At 37.5% G+C, this 17,024-nt stretch carries 15 protein-coding genes; 3 read left to right on the forward strand and 12 right to left on the reverse strand.

Going from position 1 to position 17,024, the window contains the following annotated elements; genetic code table 11:
• Window positions 1-402: 402 nt before the first annotated feature.
• Window positions 403-840 (forward strand): hypothetical protein, encoded by a 438-nt coding sequence (locus tag GC097_RS05655; protein ID WP_171682368.1) that lies wholly within the window; start codon window positions 403-405, stop codon window positions 838-840.
• Between the two features lie 4 nt (window positions 841-844).
• The gene (locus GC097_RS05660) at window positions 845-2,131 is read left to right on the forward strand and encodes a DNA sulfur modification protein DndB (protein WP_171682369.1); all 1,287 of its coding nucleotides are present in this window, start codon (window positions 845-847) and stop codon (window positions 2,129-2,131) included.
• Window positions 2,132-2,747: 616 nt separating this feature from the next.
• On the opposite strand, the gene GC097_RS34110 is transcribed toward GC097_RS05660, so the two are convergent.
• The 12 genes from GC097_RS34110 to GC097_RS05720 all read right to left on the reverse strand — a co-directional run bounded on the left by GC097_RS34110 (window position 2,748) and on the right by GC097_RS05720 (window position 15,232).
• Entirely contained in the window at window positions 2,748-3,098 is a 351-nt protein-coding gene (locus tag GC097_RS34110; protein WP_246293974.1) for a hypothetical protein, read from the reverse strand.
• 26 nt (window positions 3,099-3,124) lie between these two features.
• Complete coding sequence (locus GC097_RS05670) at window positions 3,125-3,496, reverse strand: copper amine oxidase N-terminal domain-containing protein (RefSeq protein WP_171682370.1); 372 nt, start codon at window positions 3,494-3,496, stop codon at window positions 3,125-3,127.
• A gap of 673 nt (window positions 3,497-4,169) precedes the next feature.
• Window positions 4,170-5,327: a hypothetical protein gene (locus GC097_RS05675; RefSeq protein WP_171682371.1), complete on the reverse strand. Its 1,158-nt coding sequence runs from the start codon at window positions 5,325-5,327 to the stop codon at window positions 4,170-4,172.
• Window positions 5,320-7,155: an AAA family ATPase gene (locus GC097_RS05680; RefSeq protein WP_246293992.1), complete on the reverse strand. Its 1,836-nt coding sequence runs from the start codon at window positions 7,153-7,155 to the stop codon at window positions 5,320-5,322. The genes GC097_RS05675 and GC097_RS05680 overlap by 8 nt, the downstream gene beginning before the upstream one ends.
• A 404-nt stretch (window positions 7,156-7,559) precedes the next feature.
• Window positions 7,560-8,291 (reverse strand): MAE_28990/MAE_18760 family HEPN-like nuclease, encoded by a 732-nt coding sequence (locus tag GC097_RS05685; RefSeq protein ID WP_171682373.1) that lies wholly within the window; start codon window positions 8,289-8,291, stop codon window positions 7,560-7,562.
• Between the two features lie 5 nt (window positions 8,292-8,296).
• On the reverse strand, window positions 8,297-9,439 hold the full coding sequence (locus tag GC097_RS05690) for a DUF262 domain-containing protein (protein WP_171682374.1): 1,143 nt from the start codon (window positions 9,437-9,439) through the stop codon (window positions 8,297-8,299).
• A 1,031-nt stretch (window positions 9,440-10,470) separates the two neighbouring features.
• Window positions 10,471-11,388: a hypothetical protein gene (locus GC097_RS05695; protein WP_171682375.1), complete on the reverse strand. Its 918-nt coding sequence runs from the start codon at window positions 11,386-11,388 to the stop codon at window positions 10,471-10,473.
• A gap of 314 nt (window positions 11,389-11,702) precedes the next feature.
• On the reverse strand, window positions 11,703-12,356 hold the full coding sequence (locus GC097_RS05700; RefSeq protein ID WP_171682376.1) for a metallophosphoesterase: 654 nt from the start codon (window positions 12,354-12,356) through the stop codon (window positions 11,703-11,705).
• A gap of 56 nt (window positions 12,357-12,412) precedes the next feature.
• On the reverse strand, window positions 12,413-12,796 hold the full coding sequence (locus GC097_RS05705; RefSeq protein WP_171682377.1) for a hypothetical protein: 384 nt from the start codon (window positions 12,794-12,796) through the stop codon (window positions 12,413-12,415).
• Between the two features lie 173 nt (window positions 12,797-12,969).
• Window positions 12,970-14,025: a helix-turn-helix transcriptional regulator gene (locus tag GC097_RS05710; protein ID WP_171682378.1), complete on the reverse strand. Its 1,056-nt coding sequence runs from the start codon at window positions 14,023-14,025 to the stop codon at window positions 12,970-12,972.
• Window positions 13,998-14,636: a leucine-rich repeat protein gene (locus GC097_RS05715; RefSeq protein ID WP_171682379.1), complete on the reverse strand. Its 639-nt coding sequence runs from the start codon at window positions 14,634-14,636 to the stop codon at window positions 13,998-14,000. Before GC097_RS05715 ends, GC097_RS05710 begins: the two co-directional genes overlap by 28 nt.
• A 17-nt stretch (window positions 14,637-14,653) precedes the next feature.
• The gene (locus tag GC097_RS05720; RefSeq protein ID WP_171682380.1) at window positions 14,654-15,232 is read right to left on the reverse strand and encodes a DUF1281 family ferredoxin-like fold protein; all 579 of its coding nucleotides are present in this window, start codon (window positions 15,230-15,232) and stop codon (window positions 14,654-14,656) included.
• Between the two features lie 743 nt (window positions 15,233-15,975).
• Between GC097_RS05720 and GC097_RS05725 the strand changes: the two genes are divergently transcribed.
• Window positions 15,976-16,569, forward strand: a complete 594-nt coding sequence (locus GC097_RS05725) for a recombinase family protein (RefSeq protein WP_171682381.1) — start codon at window positions 15,976-15,978, stop codon at window positions 16,567-16,569.
• Window positions 16,570-17,024: the final 455 nt, after the last annotated feature.

Consider the following 17,024-nt stretch of genomic DNA (forward strand, 5'->3'; position numbering starts at 1 on the left):
ACGGGAAACGCTTGTTAGCTCGCAAAATAACACTAAAGGATACGGATAATTGCTCTATACGAACCAACCAATTACTTATCCGGAACACGTAATTTAATACAGATACATTTTTTGTAAAAACGAAAAAAAATAGTTGCTCGACTAACAGTTACTTCACATGTTGGTTTATTTTTACCTGGGAACGTCATTATCCCAATAAATAAGGTTTATGTGGACCAATAGCTGAACTACGAGAATTATGAAAACTCCACGACACATTCAGCGCGGAGTCCTATGGAAAGGGTGAGTCAATATGGGGGAGCCCTCCTGTTTGGCCAACAGTTACATAATTAATGCTAAAGGTATGTATGAATTTAGCATTTACTGTAAATGCTTTTAGCATAAAGATGAAAGGGTGAAACAATGAAGTATGGTCATCTTGAAACGCAGTTAATGTTTTCACGTTTGGGGGAGTCTTTAGGCTACCGGGCATCAAAAATCTATACTCCAAATTGCCCGACTGATGGAGTTTGGTTTGGGAGACATCCGTTTGACCGAACAAGAGAAGTTCCAGTTCTTGCCATTGAAGTGTTGGTGAGCGAGAGTCTCAAAATTATTCGTGGATCGATCCGTACTCTAGAACGCGTCTCTCCTCAAATAGCGATATTGTTGCTTCATGAAGGAGAAATTCTGGGCCAATGGTTAGCTGAAGGCAGTGAATCTGATATGTTGGACCGGCGAATGTCTGCTTTAAAACAAACCGTAGCAGACGAGATTACCCAGAGCTATCAACGGTTTGAGATCTGGAATGAACATTCCCTATGGTACTTAAACAAAATAAAAACGAAAGAGGTTAATTAGAGCTATGTCTATTGGATGTGTGGAACTAACGAATGTCGATTACCTTGGAAACAACCGGTATAAAGGTACGATACAACTCAAAACCTTGTACCATGCAATGAAACGACCATACGTGATGTATTGCCCTGCGACCCAGAGGGGGGAATATGATCCCGAGAATCCAGACTATGTAATAAGTGCGGACTATAATCATTTTCACTCCATCACGTATCCGTATCTTGCATTAGATGAGTCCAAAGTCAATGAAATGACGGTGCAATATCTTCGGAACCAACTTTACTGGTCGGATTTGATTTGGAATGCAAGGGTTGATGAAGATTTACCAACAAGTTTAGAGTACGACGAGAATCTTAGAACGCTTCGTATCTATAGCACAATCACGATGCCAGATAGCGCTCACAGACACCGGGCCTATTACCGGATTTTCGAATGGTGCAAAGAGCCGGAAAAAATCCCCAGCAAGGTGGAATTAACGCAAATTGGTGTAACGATTACTCGTTCGGAAATCGAATCGCTATTACAGACCTTTGACCCGAATAAAGCGGAATCAGTCACCGTCCACCACTTGAACCCTGAGAAAGAGGGGGAGTTGTTTCGCCAACTTAATAATACGACGAAAAAGGCAAATCCGGCCCAAGTTATTCGCGTGAATCCGGATATGAATGCTGTAACACGGACGATAAACCGACTATACAGTCAATGTGAGGTATTTAATCGTCTTGAAATCGAGGAAACCCGAACGACGATTCACAGTAAATCAAGGAAACTCGTACCAAACTCGACCCTTCAGGAGGCGATCAAACAATACGCAAAACTTTTAGCCGACCTGGAAACTCACGAGCCCGGGGCCTACCAGGATCTCTTGGATTGCATAACGGATTTCTTCAAAAGATTGTCGCAATTCTATCCTGAAATGAAACCGGGGGCTGATCGGGAGACTCGTTGGCATTCCCGTAAGATGGAGAGTTTCATCATCGAGAATGTCATGTTCCATGCGCTGTTCAAGATTGTGTTCGAGACCTGGAAAGCATTCAATAACAGATCGCAATCTTGGAAAAACGACCCTCTCTTCATTCGGATTGTGAATGGCCTAAGCAAAAACATCAGGTTGCCGGATCACTCCTTTGTCAATATTATGAGCCGGAGAAACCCAAATTGGGTAGGACGCATCGTTAATCACCAAGGACGCATCAGTAACAACCGGCCGAGTCAGGCAGCTGCATTCGATTACTTATCCGACGAAATCGGATTGACGACCTTGCGTAATCCAAGGGTTCGCCCAACCGCTTAACGTTAGATTAAGCTTCGTTTCTCCTTACCAGTCCCAAATAAATGATTACTGGGTGTGCGGGTTCACTTTCATTGGGGACCCTTTTTTTAATTCATCTATAGAGTGATACGCAGAACCCTGAACAACTTCCCAGAAATGAGTTTTGTAGCCTTGATTTTACTGGGATTTTGATGTTCCTATTAAGTTCGCTTAGGCTCGTTTTGTTAGTTTAGAAGAGGGTTTTTCATCAATTTTACACCAACTTTCAACCAGGTTTAACACCATTTTTTTACACCAATCGTTATTTCGATATTTACACGAAAATTTACACCAATAATGCCATTAAAGGCACAAAACTGGACATGTGTTCCCCAAAGAATATGAATGGGTTCATGCAAAAGAAACACGAATACCAATACTTTACAATGATAGCTGTACCCAGACATTCCCCTCATATTAAAATTTAATAACGTTGAAATATTATATCTGTTCTTTAAGCTTCATACTTTCTGGTAAACTTTGAAAATCCTGAATCGAGCTTTTATATGTAACCTTATAGGAAGAATTTCGAACGCTATAAAATTGTGATCCCGACTTGAATATAATTAACGTATCAATTCTTTTGTCCCAATCATGTCTATTTACATAAGTTGTATTGGAAAGCGTCGAATCCAAACAATTTCACTTGTTTTTCGTCGATGATATCATCATTTGAGATAGCTTCCTTCTTCTTAGCACGGTCCAAGTATTGAATCAAAGTCATGTTTTCGTCCACCTTATGCTCAGAAGAAATAAATAACATGGTGAAATTGAAATATCGCATAGCTAACTGGATGTTCTCAATATCCTCAACTGTAATGAAATCCTGTACCCTCTCACTCACTTCAAGTTGTACTTGATCGGCTCCGGCCATATTTCTCCATAAGCCATACGCGGTAAAGCGAAACTTAGCATCGATACTGGCATACTCTTTCTTGCTATAAATCAATACTATTCGTCTAGCTTCACTCCATTCTACCTTTGCTCCAACAAACTCTGAGATAAACCCTCTCTTAACTTCGGCGCTACGGATAAGGTGGTCAATTTATCATTCACTTTTGCGATAGGGTTGTCAATTTGCAATTCGATTTCAATGTCTTGTTTGTGACCTGTTATTGTGCGAGTATTTGCATCCCAAGTTATATCTAGACCCATTCGTTCAAAAACAGGCCTAAATTGAACAAGCGTAGATGAGTTTTCAATAAAAGGAGGAGCACTAAACTCTACTGGATTTGCATCAAGAGTTACTCGAATAGGATCATCTTCTGCTCTGGTATTCCCAGGATTAATAGTGAAAAGAGATATTATGAAAAACAGTCCTGTAAAATAATAAGATATTTTCGACATAGATACACTTCCTTACCGAAATAATTAACACGCTTTTAGTTTGCTCCGCGCATTTCATTGTTTAACTTTTTGAACACGATTACTGTCTTACACCATCTCATGTCCCATGTAATTGAATCATCGCATAAATATTAAAAAATCCATGAACCAAAATAATAGGAACAATACGCCTCTTTTTGGCAAAATAAATGGAGAAAATAAACTGCAATAGAACGGGCACCATTACAAGGTTATTAAGATTATATGATATAGGAGGATTGAAATTGCCTTATTATTTTCAAAATTCAAAAAGACCGTTCTCATCCTGAACGGCTTTTGGAACTGTCTTATCGTTAATTTTCTGCCCTTCAAACCTAATCTACTATATTTCTGGTTTAATTAATATTTGCTACCATTCCGTTTTAACCCGTTCACGGTTTCTCATAAGCTTTACGGACCATATTCTATCTTGGTCGCATAAGGTCCGAGTGCGTCCTCAATCAACCGAAGCCGTCCTTCTTATCTTTTGTATGAGAAAATAAGTCCCATTCAATAATCGATCATTCACCGGTGGGATAATACTGATATTTCACCACCCAAGTGATCAAGATAATTCAGTCACTTACGTGATCCATAAGGCAATGACCTTTAAACTTCTATTAAGCAACCTGAGACATCCTTTTGCGCTCTAAGACTATTTTCTTCTCCTTAAAACTTTATAATAGTTTGGGAAAACTAATTTCTGCGCTAGTCCAAGCTGAATCGCAACATCCCGAGTAAGCTTGGAAAGAACCCTCCGATCCTGGCTCTGGGGCTGGATATAATTTCCCAGCACCATTCTCGAGATCTCCTCCTCACTAGTAAACAATCTGGGGTGAGATCGGAATAGGCCTTGAATAAAATCGTCATTGTACACTACTGATTTATGTATAATTTCACTGATATAGTCTTTGTGGACTTTATACAATTCCTTCAGCTTAAAATCATGAATATTATGCCCTGCTTTCTTTTTAATAGTCAGGTCTGATCCTTTTCGAAAACGAAATCCAAGTGAGAACGTCTCGGGGTCAGCACGCAAAATACTCGTATAGTCAAGTTTGGCTCCCTGTTGTCCTCGAAATTTTACATAAAATTGAATATCGTCTTCGAAACCGTGAAGATAAGGATGCAGATGAGTATTAATAGAAAAAGCTTTCTTATGTTTCAATATCGAATTGCAAAAATAACAACTGGGTATCAGATTATAAAACGACAGGGCTAAAAATGGATAGGTTCCTTTATCATAAAAGTGGTCTAAGGTAGCTCTAATTTTGAGTGTCTCATCTTGATGAGAGTGAATATATTGACGATTGCAATAAGGACAGATAGATAACCGCAAACCTAAAGCCAAGTCATAAGCACACCATACGCCACTCTTAGTAAACGTTGTATAGTTAAAAATTTTCGTGAGCGAACGAAACAAATTGGATTGCTTTGTCTCTTTCCCCTCATCTTCTTTATTTTCATCAGCCTGCTTCTCTTTTTCCGCCTTCTTCTTCACATTACCATCGATTTCACTGAAGGAACGGAAAGGTAAATCTCGGTAGTTGGTCTCAATGTGATCGATAATGTCTTGCAGCTTCTTTGGCTCACCGGCGAGAATATCATCCATCTTAAGCCTTAAGTAACTAAAAAAACGAATGTATTTCTTCGACATATAATCTTGTTTTGTTGAAGGAAATGTAGGAATATCCAACTCAGCGGTTTTGAAGTGTACCTCTAGCCTTTTATTCATAAGATTTTTGGAAAAATAAGCTTTATGCCTGCTGACCAACTGGTCCAGCTTCGCTTGTTCGATGCCAATTCTAATCATCTAGCTTTCCTCGTTTCAGCTTGCGCAGCTCAGTCTCAAGCACCTGAATCCGATCCTCCAAGCTTATTGTTGCTGTAGATATTCGATCCTGCAGCAGTCCTATGAGTTTATGCCGCAAAATTGGCTCTCCTACTATACTAATAATATACTCTATTTTCTCCAGCTGTCGATTAACTTCTGTTCGGTTGCCATTCAGGAGTAAGTCAACCGTTTCATTAATTTTCAGCTTCGCAAATTCCCCTATCATCCCTTCCCTTAAAAAGAACGAATGGGATAGAAGAGAATGAATATTGGCTGCAAATGTCTGCCGCTGATCCTCTAAATCCAAAAGGACGCCGGTCTTTCCTTCGTGCTTATGCATAAAAATAATATGTGTGTCTGGTAGATCCGACAAGATAAAGGGCGAATTTGAGGTCATTATGATCTGTATGGTTTGAACTCCATAGCGTCCATACAAGCCTGGCAAAAAGGAAATGAGGTCTAGAAACAATCGCTTTTGCCACTGCGGATGAAGATACAATTCGCCTTCATCTATAAGAATGGTTAATGATTCGCCTAATACTGGAAGCGTCTCGCCGGATTCAACTACAGTATAAAATCTCGAGTACATATTTAACAGTGCTTTTTCCCCTGAGCTTAAATCCCGCCAATCGAATTCAAACATCGAAGTAGGGCTAATACATTTTTCCTCTATTGACATCAGCTCTTTAATAAGCTTGTCGTCCTCTTTGATTCTCAGGACAATTGCATCACCATAAAATTGCAATCTATTATTGGCGAAGCAGCGATCAAAGAAAAATAACAAGTCCCAAAGACCATTTATGAATTGTACTTGCTCAGAGGATGGGTTCTTCCCAAGCTGAAACTTAATTATTTGCAACCATGCGATTACCTTATCGTAGAGATGCTTCCTTTGCAAGGTTTTGAACTTTGGAAAATCATTATTCAAAAGTGTAGTTAGACCAATTGGCGTCATCCCGAGAAACAGTTGCTCCACAGTACGAACCATTAATCTTTGCATAAAGAGCTCTCTTCTATAAGCCGTATCATATGGAGCAGATTGGCTAGTTAATGGTACCTCACGAAGCTTAACGATCAGCTCCTTAACAAATTCGGTTACAGGAAAATTTTTTAGCTCGTGATACATCACTTCCACAGTGACATCCTTAATTCGAAGATAGATAACCTCGGGTAGTTGAAAACGCTTTTTGATAAGACGTGACTCTGGGCTCGACACAAAACGGATTTGTCTGTGAACTTCCTCCAATTTATGTATCTCCAACTCACTTTTACCTTTATAATAGTAGCCCGTTCGACCATCTTCTCTCGATAAATAATTGGTTGATATATTCCTTAATCCCCCCCGGTAATAATGCTCCTCCGTTTGTTGATCAAATACATTGGAATAATAAATTGCATTCAAATCATAATCGTCCAGCTTCTCAAGTGGCTTCACTTGTACCGTCGCAGGAATCACTTCCTTAATCGGACATGCTTTATGACAGAAAGCAATTATTTCCTCTTTTGGTCCACGGTAAACGAGCAACGCTGGGATATCTCTTTTTATCCACGGAGCCCCGAACAACTGTTTCATATAGTGAAGCAACGAAGATTTACCCGCTCCATTCTCACCTATAATGGCTGTTATATTCGAGATACGAGCAACTTTGCTCATCGAGCATGGCAAATCAAAAAATCCTTTTACGAACCGGGGGTTCTCCATTACCGTAAGCCTGCAGGCATCTGTGTCATATTCACACTGAAGCTCACCTCCGAGCTGGAAACCTTGTTTATGTATAGCTTTATATTCTCCAATCCAGACGTACATTAACTCCACAATTTTTCAGCCTTCTCTCAAAAATCTGAATAAAAGGGTAGAGGCCAAGCGATTCAGCCTCTCCCTAATTTCTGCCCAGTCTTAGCATATATTTTTTTCTATTGTACTTCGTGTCGAGCGAGTAGCGTTTTTTATCAACAACTTAGAACTGGCAGTCTTTTTTCACGTCTTCCGTGATCAGAATCGCTGGAAAATTTCTCAATTTTGATTTTCACATAATCTCCTTCGATAGCATTAAATCCCCGATTTGTTCTGTTCTCGTTGAATCATCCTTATTTTTTTGAGAGTCCATATAACCAGGAGTAGAATGTGATATTTGTAGCTTTTTTCAACTTCTTCGCAGATATGAAGAGTATCCTTAACCACTTGATTAAAATTAAAACCCAAATATACTATCACCTAACACTTGCAACTTGTTTATAGGCTTCAAATTGTTCTTCTAGTCCATGAAGCTTAGCTTCAAGATATTTACATAACTCTTTTGAGAAGCGATTAAAATATTCGATATGTTCATCTATTTGTTTATGCGTTATATTGGGAGTTTTGTCTTGATGGCTTATTTGATTTCTCTGATTTGTGATGTTATTGATTATTCCTTTTAAATCAATTACTTCTGTATCATCAAGCATAGATTCTTCGGCATCCGAATATAACACAATGGTTTCAAATATATTCTCTATCTCAATATTACTAAATAATTTCTCCATTTCTTTAGAACCATGTTTTCCATAATTAAACTTATTGGGTATGTACAAATCAGTAAAAGCAACTTCATTATCTGACCATAACTTTGCTAATTCTTTAAACACTTCAATCTTTTTTTCATTTTTGTTTTGATTATCAATAATATCAACTATATCCTTTATTCGAGTTATAGAATGCTTTATTTTTAATTGTTCTGATATTATAAGGTTAGCAAGACTCATAGAATTAATAAATTCAATATATTCTTCAACAACTTCTTCAACAAACACTTCAAATTTTGCGGTTAGAAGTAATAATGCACTTTTATTGAGGGCTGCATATTCATTTGGTGATTGTTCACATCTACTTGCAAGATTCGTTAATAATCTTACCTCTTCAAGAGCACTGTTAAATTTCAAAAAACTTTCGAGTCTATACGTCATGTGGATTACACCTTCATAACTTTATATAATTCATTTATCCATTTATTTAGACGATAGTCCAAAACTTTGGTATCAGAGGTTCCTTGTGTAATTGCTAAATTAAACTCCGGTTCATTTAATATATCTTTGTATAAAGATAATATTTTACCTTTGTTCTCTTTGATTTCTTCAAAAGTATACTGTTCAAAACTAATCATGATAACGTCCATGATTGACTTATTAATTTTTGTTTCATACCCATCACTATTTAGTTTTCTAAATGCTTTATCTCCAAAGACCTCAAATACAGCTCTAATTACGCTGTTAAATTTAACTCTCAGTTTTTCTACATTATCAAGCGATAAATTTTTATTGCTTTCGAAGTAAGAATTTAGATATGTCTTTACTGCTCCTTTATAGTTTCTTATTGTATTATTCGATCTATCAAAATTATTAGAAAATGCAAAGTAACGTAATATCATTTCACAATCTACCATTCTTTTGTGAGGTGATTTTAATCCTAAAATACTTAGAAATATTGGATTTTTAGCTAATTCTTTAATTAAGTTATTTAAATTCCCTCTATATAGACAATTTCTTAATTCTTGTTCATTTAGCTTTACAGAACCTGTATTTAGTCTCATAAAGATGTCATATTTAATTTCAGGATGAGAATCATTAAAAATCAAAATTATTCTTAAATTTCCATTATTCAACACCCTTGTTGCCTTGGGGTTAAGATCTTCATACCTTAAACCATTTAACTCAGTTAATATATTAAGGCCATTTAGTTTAAAGTTATTTTGATAGAATCTTCTTAAAGCATTTAATCGTTGTAAGCCATCAACAATATTCCAACTGCTATCATCTTCTTCTGAGGCGTAAATTACAGGGATTGGGATATTAAGTAATATTGATTCAATTAATAAAGAAGCTTTTTTATTATCCCAAACATAATTTCTCTGGTATTCGGGATTAAGTATTATATCCCTATCTCTAACCATACGAACTAAATCACTTACACTCTTGTCATACGCCTGAACTCTTAATTTTCTTTGCTCAGTTGGAATATCATTAATTGAATCTTCATCTTCTACTTCTAAGTCTAGAACTTTATCATCATATACTTCTTCCTCTGGTTCAGCACCAAAATATAGTACTTCATTCATGTCATACACCTCACAAATTAACTATGATACTGTGATTTTATACCAAAATATGACATAGGGAAAGCTTTTTTGGAGACTCTTGTAGATTCCATCATACAATATAACATCACCGTCGATTTGAAGAGCTTTTAGGAAAAACTCCAGTAATTCGTATTTTTAAAATACTAAAAACATTAATTAATGAAAGGTACCAAAATTGTGATATAATTTACCCCAACTTAACACCAAATAGTTGTTAAACCACTAGCCCCGTAAGTTCCATTGTATATAGAAAACGGCCTGTCTTAATCACTCAGTTTTTAAATAAATGCACCGTTTCACGGATAATTAAAGTCCTGCTACAAATCGATCATTTTCTCCATTTTTGAATCAACTTTTTGTAGCATGACTATGTTCATAATCTGAATAATGTCGTGACAGAAGAGCAGAAAAATAACAGGGGAAATCCAGGGTATTGCAGGGGATAGATTGAGGAAAACATGATAGGGATTATGATTGAGAAAACATTGATATATCAAGGATTATTGTGCCGCGGCGATGAAATCGCCGCTTTCTTGCATTGTCTCGTACTTACACTCTGACAATAAGAAAAACCGAATGATTCCAGGAATAACCCTGATATTCACTCGGTTGTTTTGGCTTTCTTTTCGGACTCCTGCTCATGCCTTTTTCCGTCTTAGCAGGTCTTTATTCGATTTTTGTCACAGGTTTATTGCGAATATCAAGGTTTTAATTGTTGTCTACATCATTTCGTACAAGCAACGCTACCGATTCCACATGTCTTGAGTGGATAGAAATGTTATTTTAATGATTTTTAGTGAACCTTACGTTCGTAGAAACATATCAACTAATTTATTCGTATGTGGGAACATATCAATCTATTATCCAAATGATATCATTCCCTAAACATACACCTAGTTTTATTGTCTATTTGAGTGTTGCCAATACAATCATATTAAGTGGTTATAAATTATGAATAATATAGCTATACCCTAATCCAGAGGTACACTATAAGTCATATTTTTCATTCGTTATCTATTTATTATCGTCAATAACCGTGCTGCTAACATCTCCCCCCTTTCCTGAATTAGGAAAACGATATTATTGATCCAATGAGCCAATTCTCCTGTCCTTAATTCTTTAACAGCAACTTCATTCCAATCCGTTAATTTGTTTCCTTCAAAATACACATCAATCATATTGATATCATTATAACTACTTAATTCTTTTTGCCAAATTGTATACGTCGAATCACTTTTTACGTTTTCAAGAAATAAATCTATTTGATCCTTCCCACATTTTGATTTTGCCTTAGGTACAGATGATTTAAAATTAAAACCAACGGGACCAATCATAAAATTTCCGATTGTATGAATATAGTTCGACCAGTCAATCAATGCCTGTAAAATTTCCGTCTCGACTGACGTTAATATTTCTTCATTAATTATTTCATCATAATTCGCAATAAACCATAAGTCCCTATCATTACTAGATAGCATCTGCTTTTTAATTCCTGGAACTAATCCTCCATTTTCAATACGATAATCGTGAGTATATAAATCAAACCATGACTTTTTAAATTTACTATTTAACAATTTCCGTATAAATATATTCAAATCCGTCTCTATAGAATTTATCGTATCTGTTTCTACATGTTCCAGATCACCAACTTTATTTATATAACTTATTTTTCTACCTTCATACCCTAATACTTCCCTAACATTTTGTCCATTTTCTAATAATAGACACCATATAGACATCGTTAGTTCCGTTCTATCACAATCGAATTTGGACGAATCAATTTTATATTCTTTAAATCCTATAATACCCGATGTAAAAATTGCACTTTCACGCTCATTTCTGAAATTGTAACCTACTATCTCCTCTAAAGTTTTTCCACGTACAAATTGTTTTACTAGCTTAAAATTAGGTTTAATTAATTTACTCATTAAACTCCGCTCCCTTTATATTAAAATTTTCATCATTTTATCTATAACGTTCTTCGAATTCTTTCCACAATTCACAACTCTTTTCACTTGAAACTTCTTGAATTATTTGCGAATCAAATAGTATCTGAAAGGTATTTGGATCAATATTTTTTTTAATATCGCCATTAAAAGGATCATTGATAATTCTAGGTAGTGTATTTGGCATAATCCATTCTGATATTATAGAACCACTTTTGACAGCGTGACACCTTTACCCATTCTTATGACCTCATCATGGTTCATCATTATTGGTCTTAGATGAGTGCCTTACTACACTATTTTATTGTATATTCTTTCCACTCAAAGCTACCGTCTTTTTGTTTTTTCTTTTCAAAACTAGAGTATTTGCGCGATACAGTATCATACTTCAAAACAGGTATTGTCTTGCTTACACGAGTATTACCGTCGATATAGTAGTGGCTTTGCTTGTCCCAATAAACTTTATGATAATCTGCTTTCCCGCTGATTGTAGATGTCGACACATGCCCTGCAATTATATCCTTATAGTACTTGCCAGTTGTGTGTGGGTATTTAGAGCAGAAATAGTAATCTTCCGTTCCCCATTTCCAAAATTCTTCTGCTTCTTCATCAATGCCAGCATGGACAAATATTTGCGTGTCTGTTTCATAATAATAAGGCAAGCCTTTAAGCCATTTTATAAGAGTAGGATCCTTAAATGTACTGGCTTGGGATTGTATGTCCTCAATTAACATTAACTCGTGATTCCCCGCGATAACAATTACTTTCTCTTTATATTTCTCTTGCAGTTCTTTAATAAAATATAGAATGCTCAAATCTTGTATACGAATGTCTATATAATCACCTAATAAAATCAACTGATTACCTTCGTTCAGATCGACTAAACTAAGCGTTTCTTTAAAAAGATCTAATTCTTCATGTATGTCGCTCATTGCATATATATACGCCACATGGATTCCTCCGTATCATTAATTTATTGGATATCAAAGCCTGCATTGTTCGACCGTTAAAGATTATCCTTAGATGTTGTTAGTGACTTAATCCACTCAACAACTTGCGGATAGGAAATCTTCTGATGGCTGAAATTAATCCAAATGTTGTCTCCATCCTTAACCCCGTTAGTTTTCTCTAATATGTCAAATAAGCTAGATCTACTGTTTAACCCAATGCTCGATAATAACCCGCTATCTCCCTTACGTCTTACTATGGAGCGGCTTTGTAGGAATTCCATAATATCAGCAAATGAGTCGTCTTTCCCCAAATATAGGTGTCCGTCCTGTCCATCGACTAAGTCTACATTTGCTTCCTTGCGAGCCATGTTTAGCTCAACCTTTGCTATGATGTTGTCCCTGCGCATGAGATCAAATTTCACTAGCTCTTTCTCTTCCAAAGATGTCCCTCCAGTTTCTTAAAACGCTCTATTTAAATCTCTAACTTCTTCGCAAGGATCTTCATTCTTAAAGTCATACGTGATAAGATTTAGGCCTTCAAAAAGTTCGTTACTCATAGTTCAAGCCTCCGTGTACTTATTTTACGCATAATAATGATTACCTTATTACCACTTCATAGCTTGCGATTGTACTTCTCTGATATCGCATTTGCAGCCTCCCGCAAACGTTCGCGTAGACTTACCGGCGCCACAATCTCTACCGATGTTCCGTATTGAAGCGCCCAATAAAACATGGCCATCTCGTTGACGGTGACAGTCGCCGTTACCGCATCCTCGCTGATCTCGGAGAATTGCACATTCGTTCCGAACCAATCCATGATATGCCCGATTATATTCCTGTTGGCACGTAGATCGGCACGAAATTTCACCCGCACACTCTTGCCGCCGTACATATAGATATGCTCTTCCATATATTTGGACAAGTCCAACCCATACTTATAACCCGAGATTTCATTCAAGGGGCGAATTTTCTCATCTTCAACCCGTTCTATCGCACACACATAATCAAGCCGGTAATTGTATAGCGAGTCACCTTTGTCATGGGCGCAAATCAGATAATATCTCCCGTTGGTAACGACGATTTCGTAAGGGCTAACCTTATATATTCTGGGTGCGCCGTCTTTTCCCAATACGACATGGTGCTTATTGTCCACTTCGTACTCGATAAATTGAAAGGTCACCTTGTCCCCCTTCGCAATCGCTTCATTGAGAACCTCGATTGTAAGCAGGAGCTGCTTATGTTGGTTTTCCAGTCGACCTACTGGAAGTTTTCGCTTGGATCGAAAGTATTTGCTGGATAAACCTTTTAGTTTCTTAACCAATTCAATGTTTTGTCCGAACGGAATATACTTTGAGAACAGCATACTGTCGATTAACATATGGAGTTCTGCATCGGTGATCTCGTGGTTGATGTACCAATTCGAATAGAGAAACTCATCCTCACCATTTTTCTTCCTGCGTACCGTTTCTGTATATTCAATGTCGTAGCCAAAATTAATTAGGTTCAGCAAATTCCTCTTTAGGGCATGGCGGTCAACCTTTACCTGATAGCTTTGATGGATCAATTCCGCAAGTTGTTGCTGCGAAAGCCGATGCTCGGCATCGCTGTACAGTTTAAGAATTTCAAGGATCATTAATACATTCATCTTTTTGGGATGGTCCGTTCCCATACGTTCACCTCGATATGAATCTGGGTTTGCATACCGCCATCTATCAATACATAATTGAACTCATTCTCTTCAGCAAACTCATGTCCGTAAGAATTCTCATAGCAATAGATGACAAATTTCAAAGGGTCGCAATTCTCGAAAATCATAATATTGATCCTCTCAACGCACTTAGGAATAAATATTTTGTCCGTTGCGCGAGGGACATCAATCAGATAAGTTTGGTCTTTATTAAACAAATATCCATTCTTACTTGAATATACGGGATTATTCATATCCACGATAACATGACCTCTGAAGAAAGAATCGTCACCAATCTTCGTCACACTGGCAGGAATGAAGATTTGCCCAATATCGGCCCATACGAACGCACAATCTGCAATTTCAGTCACGCTGCTTGGCACCAGATAGAATGGGCGTTTTCGTTGTGAAGGATAGGCCAGCAAGGTGGTTTTGTCCTTGTTAAATAATATACCATCCTCGCTAGAGTAATAGGAATTATTCTCGTCGACCTCAATTGATTGCAATCCTTCATTGCAGAATGCAGCTTCGCCTATGCTTATTGTATCGGCCGGAATCTTTATTGTTTGTAGCCAGCCGATTGCATTTATCAAACGCATTCCTGCCGATATCAGTCGTTATTTACGCGTTCATATGTGTTTTTTTCTTCGTTGAATTTGTACCAAGATGGTATTTTGCCGTCATTCGCTAAATCGAATGCTAACTCGTACGCTTCCTTTGAATTCGATTGGTAATAAGTATCTTCTAATATTTCGTTTTCTTTAAACCGATAAATCCCGCAGTTACTACTACCAAAAGCCTCATCAGCGAAACTATATTCGAGTGTCACATTTGGGAAAATCCAAGCTAATTTTTGTATAATATCTGGCACACCGTTCCAAGCGGTTTTAAAATATAAAGTATCTTTGGTGTTACGATTATCAGGCTGAGAATAAGCGTTCCATTTAGTTCCCCAGTGCAATCTTGCCCATCCCAATGCAATGTTATCTTTGCCCCATTTTTCTTTATCTGAAATGCAAATGCCCTTTATGTCTGATGAACTCCCGAATACCCATCTCGGCATTGGTGTAATCTTATTGAAGTCAATCGTGCCAATACCTACATTGTCGTATTTAATAAATTCCATTACTTCTGTGACTTGTTCCCCAGTACCAATGATTCTTAATTTATTTGAAATATGATTTGGCATGATCTTTTCTCCTTTTGAACGATATTTTCACCTTGATTGGTCAAGAATGTTTTGCATTGTAACTCTAACGTTTGGTGATCATTTCACTCTGGATGTTGCATACCCCGTTTTTTACGTCTCCTCTTATCATTTTCTATACTGCCGAGTTTTCACTAGGTTTTCTTTTTCAAGGAACACTAATCCATTAAGGTCATTATAAGAAAGATAGTGGTCTATTATCGCACCATGAAATCCGAATAAATGAAACAAATAGGTGAATAAGCGATATACCTTTATGTACATTCCGTCCTCCTCAACCAATTGTTGAGAAAGCAGGCATCCACCGTCCGCAATCTCCTTGTTCTCTGATGATGTCTTTGATTTTTGCGGGCTTCAGGCTACGGAAATAACCTGATTCGCTGACAGCAAGCACATGGCACATTTCCTTGACGGTCCATCGATCCCGTCATATACTGATGTAGGCATAAAGCTGGAATGCCTTTACCGCTTCCGGTCTTTTGCGAAAAACCAAGTACGTCCTTGAGAATTTCATTCGCTCGGCACAGCTCTGCGTTCTCTCTTTCTAACTCTATTTCACGTGTAGTCTTGCTAACGTCTGAATTGGCTCGTCCGCTGCCGATATGTGCTCCATCACCATGCAGGGTTCTTCGCTTTCGCCATTCATACAACGTATAGTAGATTACGTCTAGCTGCTCGGCAGTTTTCTTTACACCGATTTAATCACTCAATCTCACTGCCTTTGAATGCTTTGTCGTATATTTTCATTGTCGATCGTCACCCTCGTATACTTCCATTTTATTTCATACGAGGGTAGGCTATATAGCGAGAAAATAACAGGTACTCATAAAGAACGCCCTGAGCTGCAGCGCTTGCTTACGGATCTCAAACGCGGTGATACCCTCATGGTAACAAAACTAGACCGCTTTGCTAGGACAGCTGTAGATGGTATGACGATGGTTAAGGAGCTTCTGAGAAGGGGAGTTCGTATTCAAATACTAAACATGGGGCTACTTGAAGATACGCCTATTGGAAGGGCTATGCTCGCTGTATTCGCAGCAATGGCTGAATTCGAGAGGGACATGATCGTAGAACGTACTCAAGAAGGCAAGGCTGTTGCCAAGCTTAAGGAAGGGTTCAAAGAGGGCAGACCTAAACTTTATACTATACATCGCCTTAACGATGCTATGGAGAAGTTGTTTCGTGGTGATTCTTACAACCGAGTTGCAGCCAGCACTGGCATAAGCAAGTCTACGTTAATTCGCGAGGTTAACAAAAGGAAGGCGATGGCGCTTTCTAAGCAGCTTGTTACCAATAAAATGATGAGTGACAATAAATAAACAATAAAATAAGGAATCCTGACGACGTGACGGGTGGGAATAACGACGAATGTATCGGGGGCGAATAAACACAGGCGCTTGTAATTAAACAGTACATAATAAGATGTAAAAGCTGCAACGACACTCCGGGATCAAAAAATAAGAATGAATCTATAAACGGCAAAAAACCCGCCAATTAGGCGGGTTTTTCTTATGGAGGTGAACCGTGGATAAAGGTCGCTTCAATAAGTCGCGGTAGCTTGACTGGACTTTAGTAAATCATTAATGGACAATGGTCGAACTGTTGTCCCTATATTTTTACTATATAGCTAATTGTGTTAACAAATCCCTTCAAAGCTTATACTACAAGGTTTTTTTAATTTTCATTTGTTAACTTGTTTTAATTCAATGTATCACAGATTATCTTATTTTAAAGCTTTTGTCTACAATAAGGCTACAAAAATGGACAGGAGTTT

The organism is Paenibacillus planticolens, assembly GCF_013141725.1.
GTDB lineage: Bacteria > Bacillota > Bacilli > Paenibacillales > NBRC-103111 > Paenibacillus_E > Paenibacillus_E planticolens.